This is a genomic window from Kitasatospora sp. NPDC096140 (genome assembly GCF_040303045.1).
Lineage (GTDB): Bacteria > Actinomycetota > Actinomycetes > Streptomycetales > Streptomycetaceae > Kitasatospora.
In genome coordinates this window covers 126990-145053 of record NZ_JBEOUW010000005.1, presented here as the reverse complement: position 1 = coordinate 145053, position 18064 = coordinate 126990, and the positions used below count along the sequence as shown (strand labels likewise).

At 71.7% G+C, this 18064-nt stretch carries 15 protein-coding genes and 1 riboswitch; of the genes, 8 read left to right on the top strand and 7 right to left on the bottom strand.

Annotation, left to right across the window (positions count from 1 at the left end; translation table 11 throughout):
• Positions 1-28: 28 nt before the first annotated feature.
• Positions 29-574 carry an ATP-binding protein gene (locus ABT048_RS06790; RefSeq protein WP_350520217.1) on the top strand — a complete coding sequence of 182 codons (546 nt, stop codon included), beginning with the start codon at positions 29-31 and terminating at the stop codon, positions 572-574.
• Between the two features lie 526 nt (positions 575-1100).
• Entirely contained in the window at positions 1101-2084 is a 984-nt protein-coding gene (locus tag ABT048_RS06785; RefSeq protein WP_350520216.1) for a DMT family transporter, read from the top strand.
• A gap of 65 nt (positions 2085-2149) precedes the next feature.
• On the opposite strand, the gene ABT048_RS06780 is transcribed toward ABT048_RS06785, so the two are convergent.
• The 7 genes from ABT048_RS06780 to gcvT all read right to left on the bottom strand — a co-directional run bounded on the left by ABT048_RS06780 (position 2150) and on the right by gcvT (position 10154).
• On the bottom strand, positions 2150-2842 hold the full coding sequence (locus ABT048_RS06780; RefSeq protein ID WP_350520215.1) for a serine/threonine kinase C-terminal domain-containing protein: 693 nt from the start codon (positions 2840-2842) through the stop codon (positions 2150-2152).
• A 244-nt stretch (positions 2843-3086) separates the two neighbouring features.
• On the bottom strand, positions 3087-3626 hold the full coding sequence (locus ABT048_RS06775; RefSeq protein WP_350520214.1) for a hypothetical protein: 540 nt from the start codon (positions 3624-3626) through the stop codon (positions 3087-3089).
• Between the two features lie 42 nt (positions 3627-3668).
• Positions 3669-5465, bottom strand: coding sequence for an AbeC-like domain-containing protein (locus ABT048_RS06770; RefSeq protein ID WP_350520213.1), 1797 nt, complete (start codon positions 5463-5465; stop codon positions 3669-3671).
• Positions 5466-5610: 145 nt separating this feature from the next.
• Positions 5611-6978 (bottom strand): L-serine ammonia-lyase, encoded by a 1368-nt coding sequence (locus tag ABT048_RS06765; RefSeq protein WP_350520212.1) that lies wholly within the window; start codon positions 6976-6978, stop codon positions 5611-5613.
• 217 nt (positions 6979-7195) lie between these two features.
• Positions 7196-8476 (bottom strand): serine hydroxymethyltransferase, encoded by a 1281-nt coding sequence (gene glyA / locus ABT048_RS06760; protein WP_350520211.1) that lies wholly within the window; start codon positions 8474-8476, stop codon positions 7196-7198.
• 81 nt (positions 8477-8557) lie between these two features.
• A complete protein-coding gene (gcvH, locus tag ABT048_RS06755; RefSeq protein WP_350520210.1) occupies positions 8558-8932 on the bottom strand; it encodes a glycine cleavage system protein GcvH in 375 nt (124 codons plus the stop codon).
• A 100-nt stretch (positions 8933-9032) separates the two neighbouring features.
• On the bottom strand, positions 9033-10154 hold the full coding sequence (gene gcvT, locus ABT048_RS06750; RefSeq protein WP_350520209.1) for a glycine cleavage system aminomethyltransferase GcvT: 1122 nt from the start codon (positions 10152-10154) through the stop codon (positions 9033-9035).
• A gap of 230 nt (positions 10155-10384) precedes the next feature.
• A riboswitch (glycine riboswitch) is annotated at positions 10385-10492 on the bottom strand.
• 231 nt (positions 10493-10723) lie between these two features.
• Here gcvT and ABT048_RS06745 point away from each other — a divergent pair.
• From ABT048_RS06745 to ABT048_RS06720, 6 genes are all read left to right on the top strand, one after another.
• On the top strand, positions 10724-11527 hold the full coding sequence (locus ABT048_RS06745) for an enhanced serine sensitivity protein SseB C-terminal domain-containing protein (protein WP_350520208.1): 804 nt from the start codon (positions 10724-10726) through the stop codon (positions 11525-11527).
• 116 nt (positions 11528-11643) lie between these two features.
• Positions 11644-12582: an enhanced serine sensitivity protein SseB C-terminal domain-containing protein gene (locus ABT048_RS06740; RefSeq protein WP_350520207.1), complete on the top strand. Its 939-nt coding sequence runs from the start codon at positions 11644-11646 to the stop codon at positions 12580-12582.
• A 450-nt stretch (positions 12583-13032) separates the two neighbouring features.
• Positions 13033-14022, top strand: a complete 990-nt coding sequence (locus tag ABT048_RS06735) for an ABC transporter permease (RefSeq protein ID WP_350520206.1) — start codon at positions 13033-13035, stop codon at positions 14020-14022.
• 68 nt (positions 14023-14090) lie between these two features.
• Positions 14091-15851 (top strand): ABC transporter substrate-binding protein, encoded by a 1761-nt coding sequence (locus tag ABT048_RS06730; RefSeq protein ID WP_350520205.1) that lies wholly within the window; start codon positions 14091-14093, stop codon positions 15849-15851.
• Between the two features lie 98 nt (positions 15852-15949).
• Positions 15950-16960: an ABC transporter permease gene (locus ABT048_RS06725; RefSeq protein ID WP_350520204.1), complete on the top strand. Its 1011-nt coding sequence runs from the start codon at positions 15950-15952 to the stop codon at positions 16958-16960.
• Positions 16957-18033, top strand: a complete 1077-nt coding sequence (locus tag ABT048_RS06720) for an ABC transporter ATP-binding protein (RefSeq protein WP_350520203.1) — start codon at positions 16957-16959, stop codon at positions 18031-18033. The genes ABT048_RS06725 and ABT048_RS06720 overlap by 4 nt, the downstream gene beginning before the upstream one ends.
• The last annotated feature ends 31 nt before the right edge of the window (positions 18034-18064 follow it).

Genomic DNA, 18064 nt, shown 5'->3' with positions numbered 1-18064 from the left:
CTGCTTGCGTTCCGCAATGATGGTCCGCATGGCGGGTTGGGGCGAAACAGATCAGTCATCAGTTCCCGGGGCCGGCACGGTCGCCGAGGCGTCCTGGATCGACGTCCAGGGAGCGCTCTCGGCGCTGGAGCGGCTCAGCTCCGAGGAGCTGGAGGAGATGTATTCCGGCAGGCTGTGCGATCAGTCCTCGCCGAGCGAGGTGCGACTGCCGTCCCGGCCCGAGTCGGGCCCGGTGGCCCGGAGGCTGGTGCTGTCCGTCCTGGAGTCCTGGGACCTCCACCAGCACCTGGAGGCGGGCGAGTTACTCACCAGCGAGCTGGTGGCCAACGCGGTGCGGCACGCCGCCGGGCGCACCATCGGCCTGCACGTCAGCCGCAAGCCGGGCTGGCTGCGGGTCGAGGTCCGCGACTCCTCCCGGGCGCTGCCCTGCATGATCCTGGCCGAGCCCCGGCCGGTGAACGAGCGCGGGCGGGGGCTGAAGATCGTCGACGACCTCGCCGACCGCTGGGGTGCGGACCTGCTGCCGCGGGGCAAGGGGGTCTGGTTCGAGCTCAAGGTGCGCGAGCGGCACTGACGTGAGCGGTGCCGAGTCGTGCGGGTCGTGCCGCCCGGAAAACACGCAGGGCCCCCGGAGTCGCCGTGGTCCGGCGGGTGGGGGCCCCTGCAAGTCATCGCGCCGGCCAAGGGGGTGCGTGCCGCGCGATGGGCGTCGGCAGCGCCAGGTCGGGCCCGCCGAAGTATGCCTTGACTATCGCACGGATCTCAGCATGTGGGCAAACTGGGTGACTGGGAATCCAAGGTTTGTAACCTAGTTCACCTTTGGATTTTGCATAGGTTCACGCTGTTGCCTGTGAATATTCATGATCGCGGAAATCCGTGACGCCGGTCGGCGCCCCCTGGGTACCATCGGCCCGTGGACCTCTACTGGCGCGTCGTGCTGCCACCCCTCAGCGCCTGACCGGGCGCGCGTCGGTGGCTTGACTCCCGGACCCCTGGTTCGGCCCGCTGGGGCCGCCGCGGGGCGGTGACGTGCGCCCGTTCTCGAAACCAGTCCTCCTGACGGTCTTCGACGACGGAAGTTCACGACTGTGCCGAATCGTTTGTCCGAGCGTGCGCGCTCGACCCGCCTCACCCGCTCGACCCGCCTCACCCGCTCCACCCGCCTGACCCGCCAGGCCCACTCCGCCCCTGCCGCCCGCCGTACCGCCGTGCTCGGCGGGCCGGTGCCGATCCTCGCGGCCGCGCTGCTGTGGGGCACCACCGGAACCGCCAGTTCACTGGTGCCGGCGGGCGCCCCGGCGGCCGGTGTCGGGGCCGCCGCCCTGGTGCTCGGCGGACTGCTGCTGTTCCTGTCCGACCGCTCCGCACGGGAGTTGCCCCGGGCCTGCGGGCCGCGCGAGCGGTGGCTGCTCGCGGCCGGCGCGGTCGCGGTGACGGGGTACCCGCTCACCTTCTACCCGGCGGTGACCCGGACCGGGGTGGCGGTGGCCACCGTGATCGCGTTGGGCAGCGCGCCCGTGTTCACCGGGCTGCTCGGATGGCTCGCCCGGCAGGGGCGCCCGAGCGGACGCTGGGCCGCGGCCACCGCACTGGCCGTGCTCGGCTGCGCGGTGCTGGTGCTCGGGCCCGAACTCGCCGGGCACGGCGCCGCGGTGGACGTCCTCGGGGTGCTGCTGGCGACGCTCTCCGGGCTCTCCTACGCCGTGTACTCCCTGATCGGCGGCCGGCTGATCGCGGCCGGCCGGCCGTCGGCCGGGGTGATGGGGGCGATGTTCGGCGGGGCGGCGCTGCTGGTGCTGCCGGTGGTGGTGCTCGGGCCGGTGGGCTGGCTGCTCACGGTGCGGGGCGCGGGCGTCGTGCTGCACCTCGCCGTGATCACCACCTTCCTCGCGTACCGGCTGTTCGGCCACGGCCTGCGGCACGCCGGCGCGCAGACCGCCACGACCCTGACCCTGGCCGAGCCCGCCGTCGCCGCCGTCCTGGGCGTGGCGGCACTGGGGGAGCGGCTGCCGGCCGTCTCCTGGTGCGGGCTGGCGGTGCTGGCCGGCGGGCTGGCGTTCCTCGCGCTCCCGGCCCGCCGGTAGCCGCCGCGCTGCGTGGGAAGTCGGCCCGGCCGACTTCCCACGCGGGTGGGGCGGGGCGTCGCGCGTCAGCCGGTGCCCGCCGGGCACTGGGCGGCGAAGCAGAAGCCGGCGAGCTCCGCGTCCCGGAGGCCCTGGATCAGGGTGGGCCAGTCGCCCTCGGGGCCGGCCACGATGATGGCGTAGGCGGTGCCGTTCGGGCCGACGACGACGCGGTCGACCGCTCGCCGGGCGGTGCCGGTCCTGACGTTGTCGTAGGCGTACTCCAGCTCGGCCGCGCCGTCCGCCGTCCGTTCCAGGCGGATGCGGCGGTAGCCCGGGTACGTCTTCGGGTCGCCCGCCAGGGTGGCATCGGTCCCGGAGGCCTCCTCGTAGGGGGACCTGTCACCCATCGCGAAGACCTGGATCAGGCTGTGTTCGTCCGCGGTCTGGTAGAAGGTGGAGTTGTTCTTCTCGACCCGCTGCCACCCGTCCGGGACGAGCAGGGTGAAGCCGTTCGGGTCCTGGACCCGGTTGAGGTGCAGCCCGGTGGGGGTGGGCGTCGGCGTCGGCGTGGTGGGCGTGGGGGAGGGCGACGCCGTGGCGGTGGGGGGCGGGGTGGACGGCGTGCCGGACGCGGAGCCGGGGGCCGTGGCCGTCGGTGCGCCCGGCAGGGTCGCCGCGCCGCTCGGTTTCCCCCCGTCGTCGTGCCGCGTCAGCAGGTAGCCGCCGCCGCCCGCGAGCACGCCGAGGAGCGCCCCGGCGAGGGCGACCAGCACCACCCGCCGTGTCCCGGTGATCGGCGGGCGCTGCGGGCGTTGTGGACGAGGGGCGCGCGGTGTCGTGATCAGTGGCGGCTCGCCCGGCGGTGGCGGCGGGAAGGGCGGGTAGGACGGAGGCTGCTGCGGAGGGGGCGGAGGCGGCGGGGCCGCGCCGCCCGCCGGTGGCCGGCTCACCCACTGCTGGCTGTTCTTGTCCCAGTACGTGCCCGTCACGGCCGTTCCCCCCGTTGTCCCCGGTCCCCGCTCAGTGCAGGAACTGCTCGATCGCCTGGACGACTGCCAGCGCCGAGGCGAGTCCGGACACTACCGTGGTCGAGCTCCGCAGGAGGTCACGGAGTCGTTCCAGCCGGGTGCGCGGGGCGGTGCCGGTCTGTTCGAGGGCCGTGCCGACGGCCGCCAGCTCCTGCTCCACCTCGGCCACGCCGTTGCCCTCGACCCGGGTGAACATCGGCAGATGACCGTGCAACGCCTGGATCGCCGTGAGGAGTTCACGGCCCGAGGCGGTGAGACGCACCGAGGCGTCGACGGCCGTCGAGTCCTTCCCGGCGGCGACGGCCCCGCCGGTCATCGCGCCGATCGACACTCCGCCGGGCGCCGACCCGGGCACCGTCAGGCCGCTCACGTCCGGCAGCGGGTCGGGGGCCCCGGCCCGCTGCGAGCGGTCCTCCGCCCGGGCGCCGGGGCCCGAGGCGACGGCTCCGCCGGTCATCGCGCCGATCGAGACCCCGCCGCTCGGCGGGGGCGTGGTCTCCTCGTCGTCCCGCACGTTCCGCTCCTCGCTCATTCGAATGCTCAACTCCCCACCCATGCACGCGGATCCGCGTGGCTACGAAGGTTTCCCGCCGGACGGTGGTGCCGCAGCCGTGCCGCCCGACTGCGCCGTGCCCCCGGTGGTGGCGACGGCGCCGCCGCTCATCTCGCCGATGTGGATCCCGCCCTGCATCACCTGGATCACGGTCTTGTCGAAGCGGTCGGTCTCGTACCCCGACTGTTCCAGTGCGACGCGGACGCCCTCGATGATCCGCTGCTCGATCGTCCGCAAGTACCGTCTGACGTCCAGCTCCTGGAAGATCGAGATGGTCGAGGTGGTGGCGGCCTCGCGCAGGGAGACGATCGGCCGGGCGGCGACGGTCAGCAGGTCCTCGTCGTCGGCCGTCCCGCCGGCGGCCCGGCCGCCGCCCGGGCGCAGCAGCGAGCGGAGCGCGGCCGGGCCGGCGGTGAAGGCGGACATCGCGGGGCCGCGACGTCCGGGTCGGGTGCCCTGCTGGGCCACCGCGTCCGCGAGCAGCTCGTAGTCACGGCGGACCGGCCCGAGCACGTGCGGGACGACCTCCACCATCAGCAGGTTCCCCTGGGTGTGCACCCTCAACTGAACGGTCAGCACCACCTGTTCGTCCCACGCGCCGACGCGGATCCGCAGGAAGTGCCGGCGCCGCTCGCCGCCCTCGTCCACCGCCTCGGCGATGTGCCGGGCGATCTCCTCGGGTCCGCGCGGGACCTCGTCGCGCGCCGGGCCGTACGGGAGGTAGACGATGTGCTCGATCTCCAGGTCCTGCAGCCGGTCCAGGCTGATGTCGGCGGTGGCCTGTCGCAGGGCGGCCAGCCGCGGGACGACCAGGTCGAGGACGGCGCGGGCGGTGAGGCTGCCCTCCGGGGCCACCGGGCCGGTCTTGCGGCGCTTCAGTTCCAGGGTGAACTGCCAGGCCTTGAAGGGGAATCCGGCGCCGAGGAAGGGGTCGGCCGGGTCGTAGACGACGAGCTGCGAGTACTGCTCCCGGGCGATGGCCCGCTGCACCTCCAGGTAGCGCGGCCGGAAGGGCACCCGACGTGGGTGCCGCGGGAAGTTCTCCCGGGTCAGCTCCTTCCGGAGGGCCTGGGCGACCTGGAGGCGGTGCCAGCCCACCGTCACCGCGAGCGCCAGCGGGAACAGCGTGCCCTCCCAGCCCCCGTCCTGCAGGGAGGTCAACGCCAGCGCCCAGTAAAGGATCTGGGCGGTCACGGCGAGGGCGGTGAGCAGTCCGGCGGCGGTGCGCCGGGGCTCGGAGGCCCGGGAGTCGGCCGGAGCGACGGGGGCGTACAGCGCGTGCTGCCGGACCTCCGGGGGCTTGGCGTACCAGGACAGCAGGCATACCACGGCGTACAGGACGGCGAAGGTCGCCGTGAAGGGCGGCAGGTAGTGGGAGATCGCACCCCATGCGGTGTCGGACACCGACTCCCGGCCGTACGGGTCGTAGTCGTGGTACCCGCTGGTCAGCCCCTCGCCGTACGCCTTCCAGTAGTCGGCGGACGGCGGGTGCCGGATCAGCGCCCAGTAGTCGGTGAGGAAGAAGCCCGACCAGAGCGCGGCGAGCACGGCGCCGGTGCGGATCTCCAGCGCCCGGGCCCGCAGGGCGTGCGCCAGGACGGTGACCAGGTCGAAGCCCAGGGACGGCGGGACGGAACGCTCGTCGTGCTCGACCAGTTCGGTGATGACGCGTCGCCGGTAGTCCGGGTCGAGGTAGACCCCGGCGCAGAGCAGCCGGGTGGCCTCGGACTTCGCGTGGGGCGACGGTGGCGGCTCGTCGGGCGGCGTGGGTGGTCCGGGTGGCTCGTCGGGCCGCACCGGCCCGGGCCGGAAGGTCATCCGCCTCCCCCTTCGGCGTGAACCAACTGGCCGTGATTATGGACCTCCTGACGGTCGGTCGGCCAGTGAAAATGCGCACCGGAAGGACGAAGGCCCCCGGGCGGAGGGGAATCCGCCCGGGGGCCTGGGCCCGGTCAGCCGTGGATCAGCACTCGATGACGTTCACGGCGAGGCCGCCGCGCGAGGTCTCCTTGTACTTGATCTTCATGTCGGCCCCGGTCTCCTTCATCGTCTTGATCGCCTTGTCCAGCGAGACGTGGTGCCGGCCGTCGCCGCGCAGCGCCATCCGGGCGGCGGTGACGGCCTTGACCGACGCCATGCCGTTGCGCTCGATGCAGGGGATCTGGACGAGGCCGCCGACCGGGTCGCAGGTGAGGCCGAGGTTGTGCTCGATGCCGATCTCGGCGGCGTTCTCGACCTGCTCGGGGGTGCCGCCGAGGACCTCGGCGAGGCCGCCCGCGGCCATCGAGCAGGCGGAGCCGACCTCGCCCTGGCAGCCGACCTCGGCGCCGGAGATGGAGGCGTTCTCCTTGAACAGCATGCCGATCGCGCCGGCCGCGAGCAGGAAGCGGACGATGCCGTCGTCGTCGGCACCCGGGATGAAGTTCAGGTAGTAGTGCAGGACGGCCGGGATGATGCCCGCCGCGCCGTTGGTCGGCGCGGTGACCACCCGGCGGCCCGAGGCGTTCTCCTCGTTGACCGCCATCGCGTAGAGGGTCACCCACTCCATCGCGTTGGCCGGCCCGATCCCCTCGGCGCGCAGCGCCCGGGCCCCCGAGGCGGCGCGGCGGCGGACCTTGAGGCCGCCCGGCAGGATGCCCTCGCGGCTCATGCCGGCCCGGACGCACTCCTGCATCACGGCCCAGATCTCCAGCAGGCCGGTGCGGATCTCCTCCTCGCTGCGCCAGGCCTTCTCGTTCTCCAGCATCAGGCCGGAGATGGACAGGCCGGTCTCGCGGGTGAGCCGCAGCAGCTCCTCGCCGGTGCGGAAGGGGTAGCGCAGCGCGGTGTCGTCGGGCTTGACCCGGTCCGCGCCGATGGCGTCCTCGTCGACGACGAAGCCGCCGCCGACCGAGTAGTAGGTCTTCTCCAGCAGCGTCGAGCCGTCCGCCGCGAAGGCCCAGAGGGTCATGCCGTTGGCGTGGTAGGGCAGCGAGCGGCGGCGGTGCAGCACGAGCTGGCTGTCGGGGTCGAAGTCGATGACGTGCTCGCCGAGCAGGTTGATCCGCTTCTCGGCGGTGATCCGCTCGACGTCCTTGTCGGCCTGGTCGACGTCGACGGTGCGGGGCGAGTTGTTCTCCAGGCCGAGCAGGACGGCCTTCGGGGTGCCGTGGCCGTGGCCGGTGGCACCGAGCGAGCCGTACAGCTCGGCGCGCACACCCGTCACCTGGGCCAACAGGCCTTCGGACCGCAGTCGGCGGGCGAACATCCGGGCGGCACGCATCGGACCCACGGTGTGGGAGCTCGACGGGCCGATGCCGATGGAGAAGAGGTCGAAGACACTGATGGCCACGGAGGACGTCCTTGTCTGGTCTCGTGGAAGGACTTGCGGGCGGGGCGTGGGGGGGCTTGCTTGCTTCGGGTGGGCGGGCGCGAGCCGACACGGGACGGGGCACCGCGCGCACTGTCCAGTGTGCGCGGTGCCCCGGGGTCCCTGGTCCACCGGCGGGGTGAGGCCGGTCACTCGGGCCCTGTCCACCGGCCGGTCGTCCACTCCCGGCCGCTACGGACTAGTCCTGGTTGGCCAGGTTCGGGTACAGCGGGTACTTGTCGGCCAGCGCGGTGACGCGGGCCTTCAGCGCGGCGGCGACGGTCTCGTCGAAGGCGGGCTTGAGCGCCTCGGCGATGATGTCGGCGACCTCGCGGAAGTCCTCGGCCTGGAAGCCGCGGGTGGCCAGGGCCGGGGTGCCGATGCGCAGGCCGGAGGTGACCATCGGCGGGCGGGGGTCGTTCGGGATCGCGTTGCGGTTGACCGTGATGCCGACCTCGTGCAGACGGTCCTCGGCCTGCTGGCCGTCGAGCTGGCTGTTGCGCAGGTCGACCAGGACCAGGTGGACGTCGGTGCCGCCGGACAGGACGGACGCGCCGGCCTCGGCGACGTCGGCCTGCAGCAGGCGCTCGGCCAGGATGCGCGCGCCGTCCAGGGTGCGCTGCTGGCGCTCCTTGAACTCCTCCGAGGCCGCGACCTTGAAGGCGACCGCCTTGCCGGCGATCACGTGCTCCAGCGGGCCGCCCTGCTGGCCGGGGAAGACCGCGGAGTTGATCTTCTTGGCGTACTCGGCCTTGGACAGGATGACGCCGCCGCGCGGGCCGCCCAGGGTCTTGTGGGTGGTGGTGGTGACCACGTCGGCGTAGGGCACCGGGTTCGGGTGCAGGCCCGCGGCCACCAGGCCGGCGAAGTGCGCCATGTCCACCATGAGCAGCGCGCCGACCTCGTCGGCGACCCGGCGGAACTCGGCGAAGTCCAGCTGGCGCGGGTAGGCGGACCAGCCGGCGATGATCAGCTTGGGCTGGTGCTCCTTGGCGAGGCGCTCGACCTCGGCCATGTCGACCTGGCCGGTCTTCTCGTCCACGTGGTACGCGACCACGTTGTAGAGCTTGCCGGAGAAGTTGATCTTCATGCCGTGGGTCAGGTGACCGCCGTGCGCCAGGTTCAGGCCCAGGATGGTGTCGCCCGGCTGGATCAGCGCGAACATCGCGGCGGCGTTGGCCTGCGCGCCGGAGTGCGGCTGCACGTTGGCGTGCTCGGCGCCGAACAGGGCCTTGATGCGGTCGATCGCGATCTGCTCGACCACGTCGACGTGCTCGCAGCCGCCGTAGTAGCGACGGCCGGGGTAGCCCTCGGCGTACTTGTTGGTGAGCACCGAGCCCTGGGCCTCCATGACCGCCACCGGGGCGAAGTTCTCGGAGGCGATCATTTCCAGCGTGGTCTGCTGGCGGTGCAGCTCGGCGTCGACCGCGGCGGCGATCTCCGGGTCGAGGGCGTGCAGGGACTGGTTGAGAACCGTCATGGTGTCTTCCCGGTGGAGGAGGAAAGGGGGCCCCGGTGGGGGCGGGCCGACGCACGCGCGGCCCGCCCGGTCACGAGCGGGTCAGGCCTTGATGAAGGCGTTGTACTCGTCCGCGCTGAGCAGCTTGCCGGTGGAAGCCACGCGCACCTTGAACAGCCAGCCGCCCTCGAACGGGGCGTCGTTGACCAGGCCGTTGTTGTCCAGGACGTCCTGGTTGATCTCGACGACCTCGCCGGTCACCGGGGAGTACAGGTCGCTGACGGACTTGGTGGACTCCAGCTCGCCGCAGGTCTCGCCGGCGGTCACCTCGTCGCCCACCTCGGGCAGCTGCACGTAGACGATGTCACCGAGGGCGGTGGCGGCGTGCTCGGTGATGCCGATGGTGGAGACACCGTCCTCGGCGTCGGTCAGCCACTCGTGCTCTTCGGTGTACTTCAGGTGCTCGGGGTTGCTCATGGCGTCATTCTCCAGGATGGGAAGCGGGTACGACGAAGCGGGCCGCCGCGCGGACGGCTTCGACCTGCGTCTATGGGAAAACGGGGGGCCCTGACGGGCGTCAGCGGGCGCGCTTGTAGAAGGGCAGCGCCACGACCCGGACCGGCTCGTGCTTGCCGCGGACGTCCACCGCGACGGTGCTGCCCGGAGCGGCGTGCGCCGCGTCGACGTAGGCCATCGCGATCGGCTGCCCCAGCGTCGGGGACGGCGCGCCGGAGGTGATCCGGCCGATCGGGGCACCGTCGGCGGAGACCACGGTGTACTCGGCGCGCGGGACGCGCTTGCCCTCGGAGACCAGGCCGACCAGCACCCGCGGCGGGTTGGCCTCGGCCGCGGCGGCGGCCTGCTCCAGCGCCTTGCGGCCGACGAAGGCGCCCTCGTTGGTGGTCTTGTCGAAGCGGACGACCCGGCCCAGGCCCGCGTCGAACGGGGTGAGGTCGGTGGACAGCTCGTGCCCGTACAGCGGCATGCCCGCCTCCAGGCGCAGCGTGTCGCGGCAGGACAGGCCGCACGGGACCAGACCGCGGCCCTCGCCGGCGGCGGTCAGCGCCTGCCAGATCTCCTCGGCGTCGGCCGGGCGGCAGAAGATCTCGAAGCCGTCCTCGCCGGTGTAGCCGGTGCGGGCCAGCAGCACCTCACGGCCGGCGACCTGGGCCGGGAGGATCGCGTAGTACTTCAGGCCGGGCAGGTCGGCGTCGGTGGTCCCGGCCAGGATGGCGGTCGACTCCGGGCCCTGGACGGCGATCAGCGCGTAGGTGTCGCGGTCGTCGGTGACGACGGCGTCGAAGCCCTTGGCGCGGGCGATCAGCTCGTCGAGGACCAGCTGGGCGTTGGAGGCGTTGGCGACGACCAGGAAGGCGTCCTCGCGCAGGCGGTAGACGATCAGGTCGTCCAGGATGCCGCCGTCCTCGGCGCAGATCATGGTGTAGCGGGCGCGCAGCACGCCCAGCGCGGAGACGAAGCCGACCAGCGCGTGGTCCAGCATCTCGCCGGCCTGCGGGCCGGTGACGGTGATCTCGCCCATGTGGGAGAGGTCGAACAGACCGGCCTTGGTGCGGACGGCGAGGTGCTCCTCGCGCTCGCTGCCGTAGCGCAGCGGCATGTCCCAGCCGGCGAAGTCGGTCATGGTCGCGCCGAGGGCGCGGTGCAGCGCGTCGAGCGCGGTCAGGCGGAGGGACGACATGGCCAGGAACTCCTCGGTCGGGGCACTCAGGGGTGCACGCGCCGGACCGGACCCGCTCGGGGGCCGACCCTGCGCGCGGGCATGCGGCGGCGTGGGTCTCCCCATCTGTCGTCGAACCTGAGAGCTTCACCGCCCGCCGGCCCGCAGCTGTTTCCAGCTTGGGGGACAGCATGGCGGCTTGCACCGTGGGTGGGCGCGCGACAGGGCCGTGCGCCGCTTTCCAGATGTGCCTAACCCGTGCGGTAGGGGGGCCTGAGAGATTCCGGGGAGGACTTGCTCCTTCGGCGCCGGCTCTGCCGCCACGCTGGCGGCACTCCGGGCTCTCCCGCGCGGGTTCGAGCGGCCGGTATGGAGTTGTGGAGCCCGCGGCGCATGCCGTCGGACGCGCACATCATGGCACGTCCCGGACCGGGAAGGGAGAGGGGACCCGGTCACACGGGAGGAGGGGACCGGATCGGGCGGGAACGGCGGACCCGACCACCCCGCGCCGTCCCGAACACGGGCCCTAGACTGCTCCGCGTCGGCGCAGCAGAGGGCGGCCGACCGGCAGAGGGCGGAATCGGCGGCGCATGGGGTACCCGGTGGAGCAGCAGCAGGGGTGGGGCGGTCCCGAGGGGGCACCGTCGGGTGGCACGTGGCCGGCCAACGAGCTGGAGCAGGTGCTGACCGCGGCCATGGGCGACCCGGGCGCGACGCCGCGGGTGATCGAGGTGCTGGCCCGCAGCCAGGTGTGGGTGCCGCTGCCGGCCGGGGCCGACCCGCAGGGGCAGGCGCTGGACCTGCCGATCATCGAGCTGGGCGGCGACCCGTACGTGCCGGTGTTCTCCTCGCAGGAGGTGTTCCTGCAGCAGGCGCCGGGGATGGCCTTCGCGATCGCGCCGGTCTGGGAGTTCGCCCGCGGGCTGCCGCTGGGCGTGGGCATCGCGGTGAACCCGGAGGCGGCGGTGGGCATCCCCGTGCCGCCGCAGGGCGTGGCCGAGCTGCGCCGCGGTCCGCGCGAGGACCGCTGGGAGGGCGCGGAGGATCCGGCGGCGCCGACCGGCGGCCGGGTGGCGTTGCGCGAGCCGGTGCCGGGCGAGGACCCGGAGCACTTCCTGGCCGCCTGCCGGGCCGAACTTTCGGCCCTTCCCGGGGTGTTGACCGCGCGCCGGGCGCTGGCCAGCATCGAGGGCGAGCCGACCGTGATGTTCGTGGGCGTCCAGTTGGATCCGGCGGCCCCGGCCGAGCCGGCCGCGGTGAACGACGCGCTCGGCCGAGCGCTGGGAACCGCGCCGCTGCCGGGTGGCGTCCACCTCGTACTGCTCGACCTCGCCGACGACCCGGTGGTCGAGTGGCTGCTCACCCGGGTAATGCCTTTCTACACGCGGGTGTGAGCGGGGTTCGTTCGTAGGCACGTCGCCGTGGCGGTGGCCGGTGCCGCGCCATAGGGTGCGTGCAGACGGCCGACGGGCCGGCGGGTTCGAGGAAAGAGGCGCGGCGAGGTGGGCGCATGAGTGCGGGAACGGGAGCGGGCGGGGCGCCGGGGCCCTGGGGCCAGGCCCCGGCCGGGCACCCGGGAGCGGACCCCGGCGTGTTGGAGCACGCCCTGCGCGAGGTCGCGCCGGAGCGCTACGACGCGTACGAGCGACTGCTGCACGCGCTGGCGGACGGCCGGGTCTGGATGCTGCTCTGGCACGGCACGCCGGGCAGTCCGGACGCGCAGTACGGGAACATGGAGATCAGCGGCCACGGCTACGCGCCGGCCGTCACCTCGCCCGAGCAGCTCGCCGCGTCCGGCTGGGCGCGGGCCCACGAGGTCATCTCCGGCCGGGAGATCGCCGCGTCGCTGTACCGCACCCGCTGGGGCCTGTGGCTCAACCCGCACGCCCCCGGTGGCGGTGTCGGCGTGCCCTGGGCCGACCTGCGGCGGATCGCCGCGGGCCTGGACCGGCTGCCGGCCGGTCCGCTGAAGCTGAGCGAGCCGCAGGTCAACGCGCAGCCGTTCTTCGCGCTGCTGGAGCGGCAGGCCGGTGAGGTGCGCGCGGTGCGGGCGCTGCGCCGGGCCTGGGTGCAGCCGGCGGTGGGGGAGCCGTACCTGGCGATCGGCCTGGACCTGTACGAGAGTTCTCCGCCCGCGGTGGAGGCGGTGCGCGCCCTGATGCAGCGGGCGATCGCGGTGGCCCCGGAGGGGCTCGCGGTGTCCACGGTGGCGATGTCGGACGAGTACGACCCGGTGGCGCTGTGGATGCGCGCCAACTCGCGGCCGTTCTTCGACCGGGAGTCCGGGCGCCCGGCGACCGGTCCGTACCCGCCGGTGCCGCCGCCCGCGTACCCGGGGCCGTCGATGCCGGGGCAGCCGACGCCGGGGTGGGCGTACGGCACACAGGCGCCTGCGCCGGGCTGGCAGCAGCAGCCCCAGCAGCCGTGGCCGGGCTACCCCGGGCGCTGATTGCCAAACCCGAAATCCTTGCCACGAAGCCGACTTGATTGTCCATCAAGTCGGCTTCGATGCTTTCCGGACGGATTTCCGGATATGAGGTCCGGTCATCTTGACATGCCTGTTACAGCCATGTGAAGAGGTATATGCCGGAGATCGGGGAGATGCATGCCTGCAGATCACAGTTGGGCATCTGTCGGTTGTCAGGGCTGGCGCAAGCCAGTTCGCATGGCAGAGAGTTCTGCGCAACGCACCGCGCGTCCTGGAACCCCACAAAGGTGAGCGCGCACGCCGACCGCTCGTCCACGCGAAGCCCATGCCGCGTGGCGACAGTGCCCGTGCACGAAGCACTGTCGCGAACACCCGCTCCTCCTACAGCTTTCGCACGTCCGCAGCCGCACCGCCGAAGCCGGCGACCGGCACCCGTGGGCCGGCCACCGTCGGCGAGGGGACCAACTGACCATGACCGCATCCGTGACCACCGCCGGGAACGAGCCGGAGGCAGCCGCCGCCCCGAGCCCGGCCAAGAAGATCGAGGGCCGCTCCCTCGGCCAGATCGCCTGGACGCGCTTCAAGCGCGACAAGGCCGCCGTCATCGGCGGCGTCGTGGTGATCCTGCTGATCCTGCTCGCCGTGCTGGCCAAGCCGATCGAGTCGATGTTCGGGCTCGACCCGGACGCCCTCCACCAGGACCTGCTGGACGCCGACCTCGGCGGTCTGCCGCTCGGCGACTGGGGCGGCATGAGCGGGGACCACCCGCTCGGCATCGACCCGCTGCAGGGCCGGGACCTGCTCACCCGTGTGATCGAGGGCTCCTGGGTCTCCCTGCTGGTCGCCTTCGGCGCGACCGTGCTGTCCAACACCATCGGCACCGTGCTCGGCATCATGGCCGGCTACTACGGCGGCTGGGTGGACACGCTGATCAGCCGGATCATGGACGTCTTCCTGGCCTTCCCGCTGCTGCTGTTCGCGATCGCCATCTCGACCTCGCTGCAGGGCGGTGCGTTCGGCCTGCACGGCCTGCCGCTGCACATCATGGTGCTGATCTTCGTCATCGGCTTCTTCAACTGGCCCTACATGGGCCGGATCGTGCGCGGACAGACGCTCTCCCTGCGCGAGCGGGAGTTCGTGCACGCGGCCCGCAGCCTCGGCGCCCGCGGCCCGTTCATCCTGTTCAAGGAACTGCTGCCGAACCTGGTCGGTCCGATCCTGGTCTACTCGACCCTGCTGATCCCGACCAACATCCTCTTCGAAGCCGGACTGAGCTTCCTCGGCGTCGGCATCCAGCCCCCGCAGGCCTCCTGGGGCGGGATGCTCCAGGACGCGATCCGGTACTACCAGGTGGACCCCCAGTACATGGTGGTCCCCGGTCTGGCGATCTTCATCACCGTGCTCGCCTTCAACCTGCTCGGCGACGGGCTGCGCGACGCCCTCGATCCCAAGAGCAACTGACTCCGAGCAGCTGACTTCGCGTCAGGACCCTCCACCGCCTCCACATCCCCAAGGGGTTGATCTCTCCCATGCGTAGGTCCCGTACCGTCGCCCTGACCGCGGCGGCCGCCGCCGCGGTCCTGGTCGTGACCGGCTGCTCCAGCTCGCCGAAGAAGAGCGACGACAACTCGTCCTCCGCATCGGGTGGCGGAGCCAACGCGGCCACCAAGAACATCGTCAACGCCTCGGACAAGAAGGGCGGGACGGTCACCTTCGAGATGAAGGGCACCCCGGACTCGCTCGACCCGGGCAACACGTACTACGCGTACATCTACAACTTCTCGCGCCTGTACGCCCGCCCGCTGACCACCTTCAACCCGGCCGCGGGCGAGGACGGCAACAAGCTCGTCCCGGACCTCGCCGAGTCGATGGGCCAGCCCAGCGCGGACGGCCTGACCTGGACGTACAAGCTGCGCCAGGGCCTGAAGTACGACGACGGCACCCCGATCTCCTCGAAGGACGTCAAGTACGCCGTCGAGCGCTCCAACTTCGCGCCGGACGTGAACTCCAACGGCCCGACCTACTTCCACGACCTGCTGGTCGACAACGACACGCCGTACGCGGGCCCGTACAAGGACAAGGCCGGCGGCCTGAACTCGATCGAGACGCCGGACGACACCACGATCGTCTTCCACCTGAAGCACCCGTTCGCGGACTTCGACTACCTGGTCAGCGCCCCGCAGACCGCGCCGGTCCCGCAGGCCAAGGACACCGGTGCCGACTACGTGAAGCACATCGTGTCCTCGGGCTCCTTCAAGTTCGAGTCCTACGAGGACGGCAAGCAGGCCGTCCTGGTGCCCAACACCAACTGGGACAAGAGCACCGACCCGATCCGGAAGCAGCTTCCGGAGAAGATCGTGCTCAAGATGAACATCGACCAGGCCACCATCGACAAGGACCTGCTGGCCGGCAACGCCCAGGTCGACCTGGTGGGCGGCGGCGTCGACCCGCAGACCCAGGCGCAGATCCTGCAGAACCCGAAGCTGAAGGCCAGCACCGACAACGCCTACGGCGGCCGTCTGGTCTACCTGGCGATCAACTCCAAGGTCGCGCCGTTCGACAACGTCGACTGCCGCAAGGCCGTCCAGTTCGCGATCGACAAGGTCTCGGTGCAGACCGCCGAGGGCGGCCCGATCCGCGGCCAGATCGCCAACACGGTGCTCCCGCCGGACATCCCGGGCCACCAGGACTTCAACGCGTTCGAGACCAAGGACAACAAGGGTGACGAGGCCAAGGCCAAGGACGCCCTGAAGGCCTGCGGCAAGGACAGCATCAACACCGTCATCTCGGCCCGCACCGAGCGCGCCACCGAGGTCGCCGCGGCCACCTCGATCCAGGCCGCGCTGAAGAAGGTCGGCATCAACGCCGAGATCCAGCAGTACCCGCAGGGCAAGTACCTGACCGACAGCGCCGGTGCCCCGCAGTTCACCCAGGACCACAACATCGGTCTGATGATGATGCAGTGGGGTGCCGACTGGCCGACCGGCTACGGCTTCCTGCAGCAGATCGTCGACGGCCGCGCGATCAAGCCCTCCGGCAACAGCAACCTGTCCCAGCTGGACGACCCGTCGGTCAACAAGCTGCTCGACGACGCCGCCGTCAACCCGGACAAGGCGGCCCGCGAGAAGATCTACGGCGACATCGACAAGAAGGTCATGGACCAGGCGGTCATCGTCCCGCTGACCTACTTCAAGGTCTTCCTGTACCGCCCGGACAACGCCACCAACCTGGCCTCCACGCCGGCGTTCTCGGGTGAGTACGACTACCTGAACATCGGCACCACCAAGTAAGAGCCTGGCTCCGCATCCCTGAAGGCAGGTGAAGGCAGCGGCGCCCGCCGCCGTCCGGAAGATCCCGGACGGCGGCGGGCCGCCGGAGCCGCCCAACTGTGTTTGCCTACATCATCCGCAGGATCTTCGCGGCGGTGCTACTGCTGCTGGTCGTCAGCGCGGTCACCTTCGCGATCTTCTTCCTGCTCCCGCGCGTCGCCGGCGAGACGGCCGACCAACTGGCCGCCCAGTACATCGGGAAGAACCCCTCACCCGAGGCGATCGCCGCGGTCAAGCAGAACCTCGGCCTCGACCAGCCGCTGTACACCCAGTACTGGAACTTCCTCAAGGGGCTGGTCAGCGGCGCCGAGTACAAGTTCGGGCCGGAACCGGCCACCTGCCACGTGCCCTGCTTCGGCTACTCCTTCAAGAACCACCTGGAGGTCTGGCCCGAGCTGTCCAAGCGGATCCCGGTCACCATCTCGCTCGCCATCGGCGCGGCCGTGCTCTGGCTGGTCTCCGGCGTCGCCACCGGCGTCGTCTCCGCCCTCAAGCCGCGGTCGATCTTCGACCGGCTCTCCATGGGCGTCGCCCTCGCCGGCGTCTCGCTGCCGGTCTTCTTCACCGGCGCGCTGCTGCTCACGCTGTTCAGCTACGAGTGGCCGATCCTGGACAACCTGCAGTACGTCGACTTCACCGACAACCCGCTGATGTGGGCCCGCAACCTGATCCTCCCCTGGATCTCGCTGGCCTTCCTCTACTCCGCGCTCTACGCCCGGCTCACCCGCGCCGGAATGCTGGAGACGATGAGCGAGGACTACATCCGCACCGCCCGGGCCAAGGGCCTGGCCGAGCGCAAGGTCGTCACCCGGCACGGGCTGCGCGCCGCGCTCACCCCGATCGTCACCATCTTCGGCATGGACCTCGGGCTGCTGCTCGGCGGCGCGCTGATCACCGAGCAGGTCTTCTCGCTCCAGGGCGTCGGCCAGTTCGCCGTCCAGGCGATCTCCGACAACGACCTGCCCAAGATCCTCGGCGTCACCCTGCTCGCCGCCTTCTTCATCGTCGCCTGCAACCTCGTGGTCGACCTCCTGTACGCCCTCGTCGACCCCCGGGTGAGGCTCTCGTGACCGAGCTCCAGAAGACCACGGCAGCCGCCGCTCCCGCTCCCGCACCGTCCGGCGACCCGTTCCTGTCCGTGCGGGACCTGCGGATCCACTTCGACACCGACGACGGCCTGGTCCGCTCGGTGGACGGCGTCAGCTTCGACCTGCACAAGGGACGCACCCTCGGCATCGTCGGCGAGTCCGGCTCCGGCAAGTCCGTCACCTCGCTGGGCATCATGGGCCTGCACCGCTCCAAGCGGGCCCGCATCAGCGGCGAGATCCGGCTGAACGGCGAGGACCTGATCGCGGCCGGCCCGGACCGGGTGCGCCAACTGCGCGGCCGCGAACTGGCGATGATCTTCCAGGACCCGCTGACCGCGATGCACCCCTACTACACGGTGGGGCAGCAGATCGTCGAGGCCTACCGGGTGCACCACCCCGAGGCCAACAAGAAGAAGGCCCGGGCCCGCGCGATCGAGATGCTCGACCGCGTCGGCATCCCGCAGCCCGACCGCCGGGTGGACGACTACCCGCACCAGTTCTCCGGCGGCATGCGCCAGCGCGCGATGATCGCCATGGCGCTGGTCAACGACCCCTCCCTGCTGATCGCCGACGAGCCCACCACCGCCCTGGACGTCACCGTCCAGGCGCAGATCCTGGACCTCATCCGCGACCTCCAGGAGGAGTTCGGCTCCGCCGTCATCATCATCACCCACGACCTCGGGGTGGTCGCCGAACTGGCCGACGACATCCTGGTCATGTACGGCGGCAAGTGCATCGAGCGCGGCCCGGCCGAGACCCTCTTCGACGCGCCCGAACACCCCTACACCTGGGGCCTGCTGGGCTCGATGCCGCGCCTGGACCGGGAACTGCAGGACCGGCTCGTCCCGGTCAAGGGCACCCCGCCCAGCCTGATCAACGTGCCGACGGGCTGCGCCTTCCACCCGCGCTGTGCGTACGCCGCCCTGACCGACGGGCGCTCCACGAGCGACCTCCCGGTGCTGGCCGAGGCGGCGCCCGGGCACTTCGCGGCCTGTCACCTGTCGGCCGACGAGCGGCACCGCATCTTCGCCGAAGAGATCGCGCCCCGGCTGTGAGCCCGGCCTCGTACCACCTTTCTGGAGAGAA

Excerpts from the sequence above, each read along its gene's own strand:
- ABT048_RS06790 (WP_350520217.1), top strand. The coding sequence starts at position 29 with ATGGCGGGTTGGGGCGAAACAGATCAGTCATCAGTTCCCGGGGCCGGC.
- ABT048_RS06775 (WP_350520214.1), bottom strand. The coding sequence starts at position 3,626 with ATGAGCGAGGAGCGGAACGTGCGGGACGACGAGGAGACCACGCCCCCG.
- ABT048_RS06770 (WP_350520213.1), bottom strand. The coding sequence starts at position 5,465 with ATGACCTTCCGGCCCGGGCCGGTGCGGCCCGACGAGCCACCCGGACCA.
- glyA (WP_350520211.1), bottom strand. The coding sequence starts at position 8,476 with ATGACGGTTCTCAACCAGTCCCTGCACGCCCTCGACCCGGAGATCGCC.
- gcvH (WP_350520210.1), bottom strand. The coding sequence starts at position 8,932 with ATGAGCAACCCCGAGCACCTGAAGTACACCGAAGAGCACGAGTGGCTG.
- gcvT (WP_350520209.1), bottom strand. The coding sequence starts at position 10,154 with ATGTCGTCCCTCCGCCTGACCGCGCTCGACGCGCTGCACCGCGCCCTC.
- ABT048_RS06745 (WP_350520208.1), top strand. The coding sequence starts at position 10,724 with ATGGGGTACCCGGTGGAGCAGCAGCAGGGGTGGGGCGGTCCCGAGGGG.
- ABT048_RS06740 (WP_350520207.1), top strand. The coding sequence starts at position 11,644 with ATGAGTGCGGGAACGGGAGCGGGCGGGGCGCCGGGGCCCTGGGGCCAG.
- ABT048_RS06735 (WP_350520206.1), top strand. The coding sequence starts at position 13,033 with ATGACCGCATCCGTGACCACCGCCGGGAACGAGCCGGAGGCAGCCGCC.
- ABT048_RS06730 (WP_350520205.1), top strand. The coding sequence starts at position 14,091 with ATGCGTAGGTCCCGTACCGTCGCCCTGACCGCGGCGGCCGCCGCCGCG.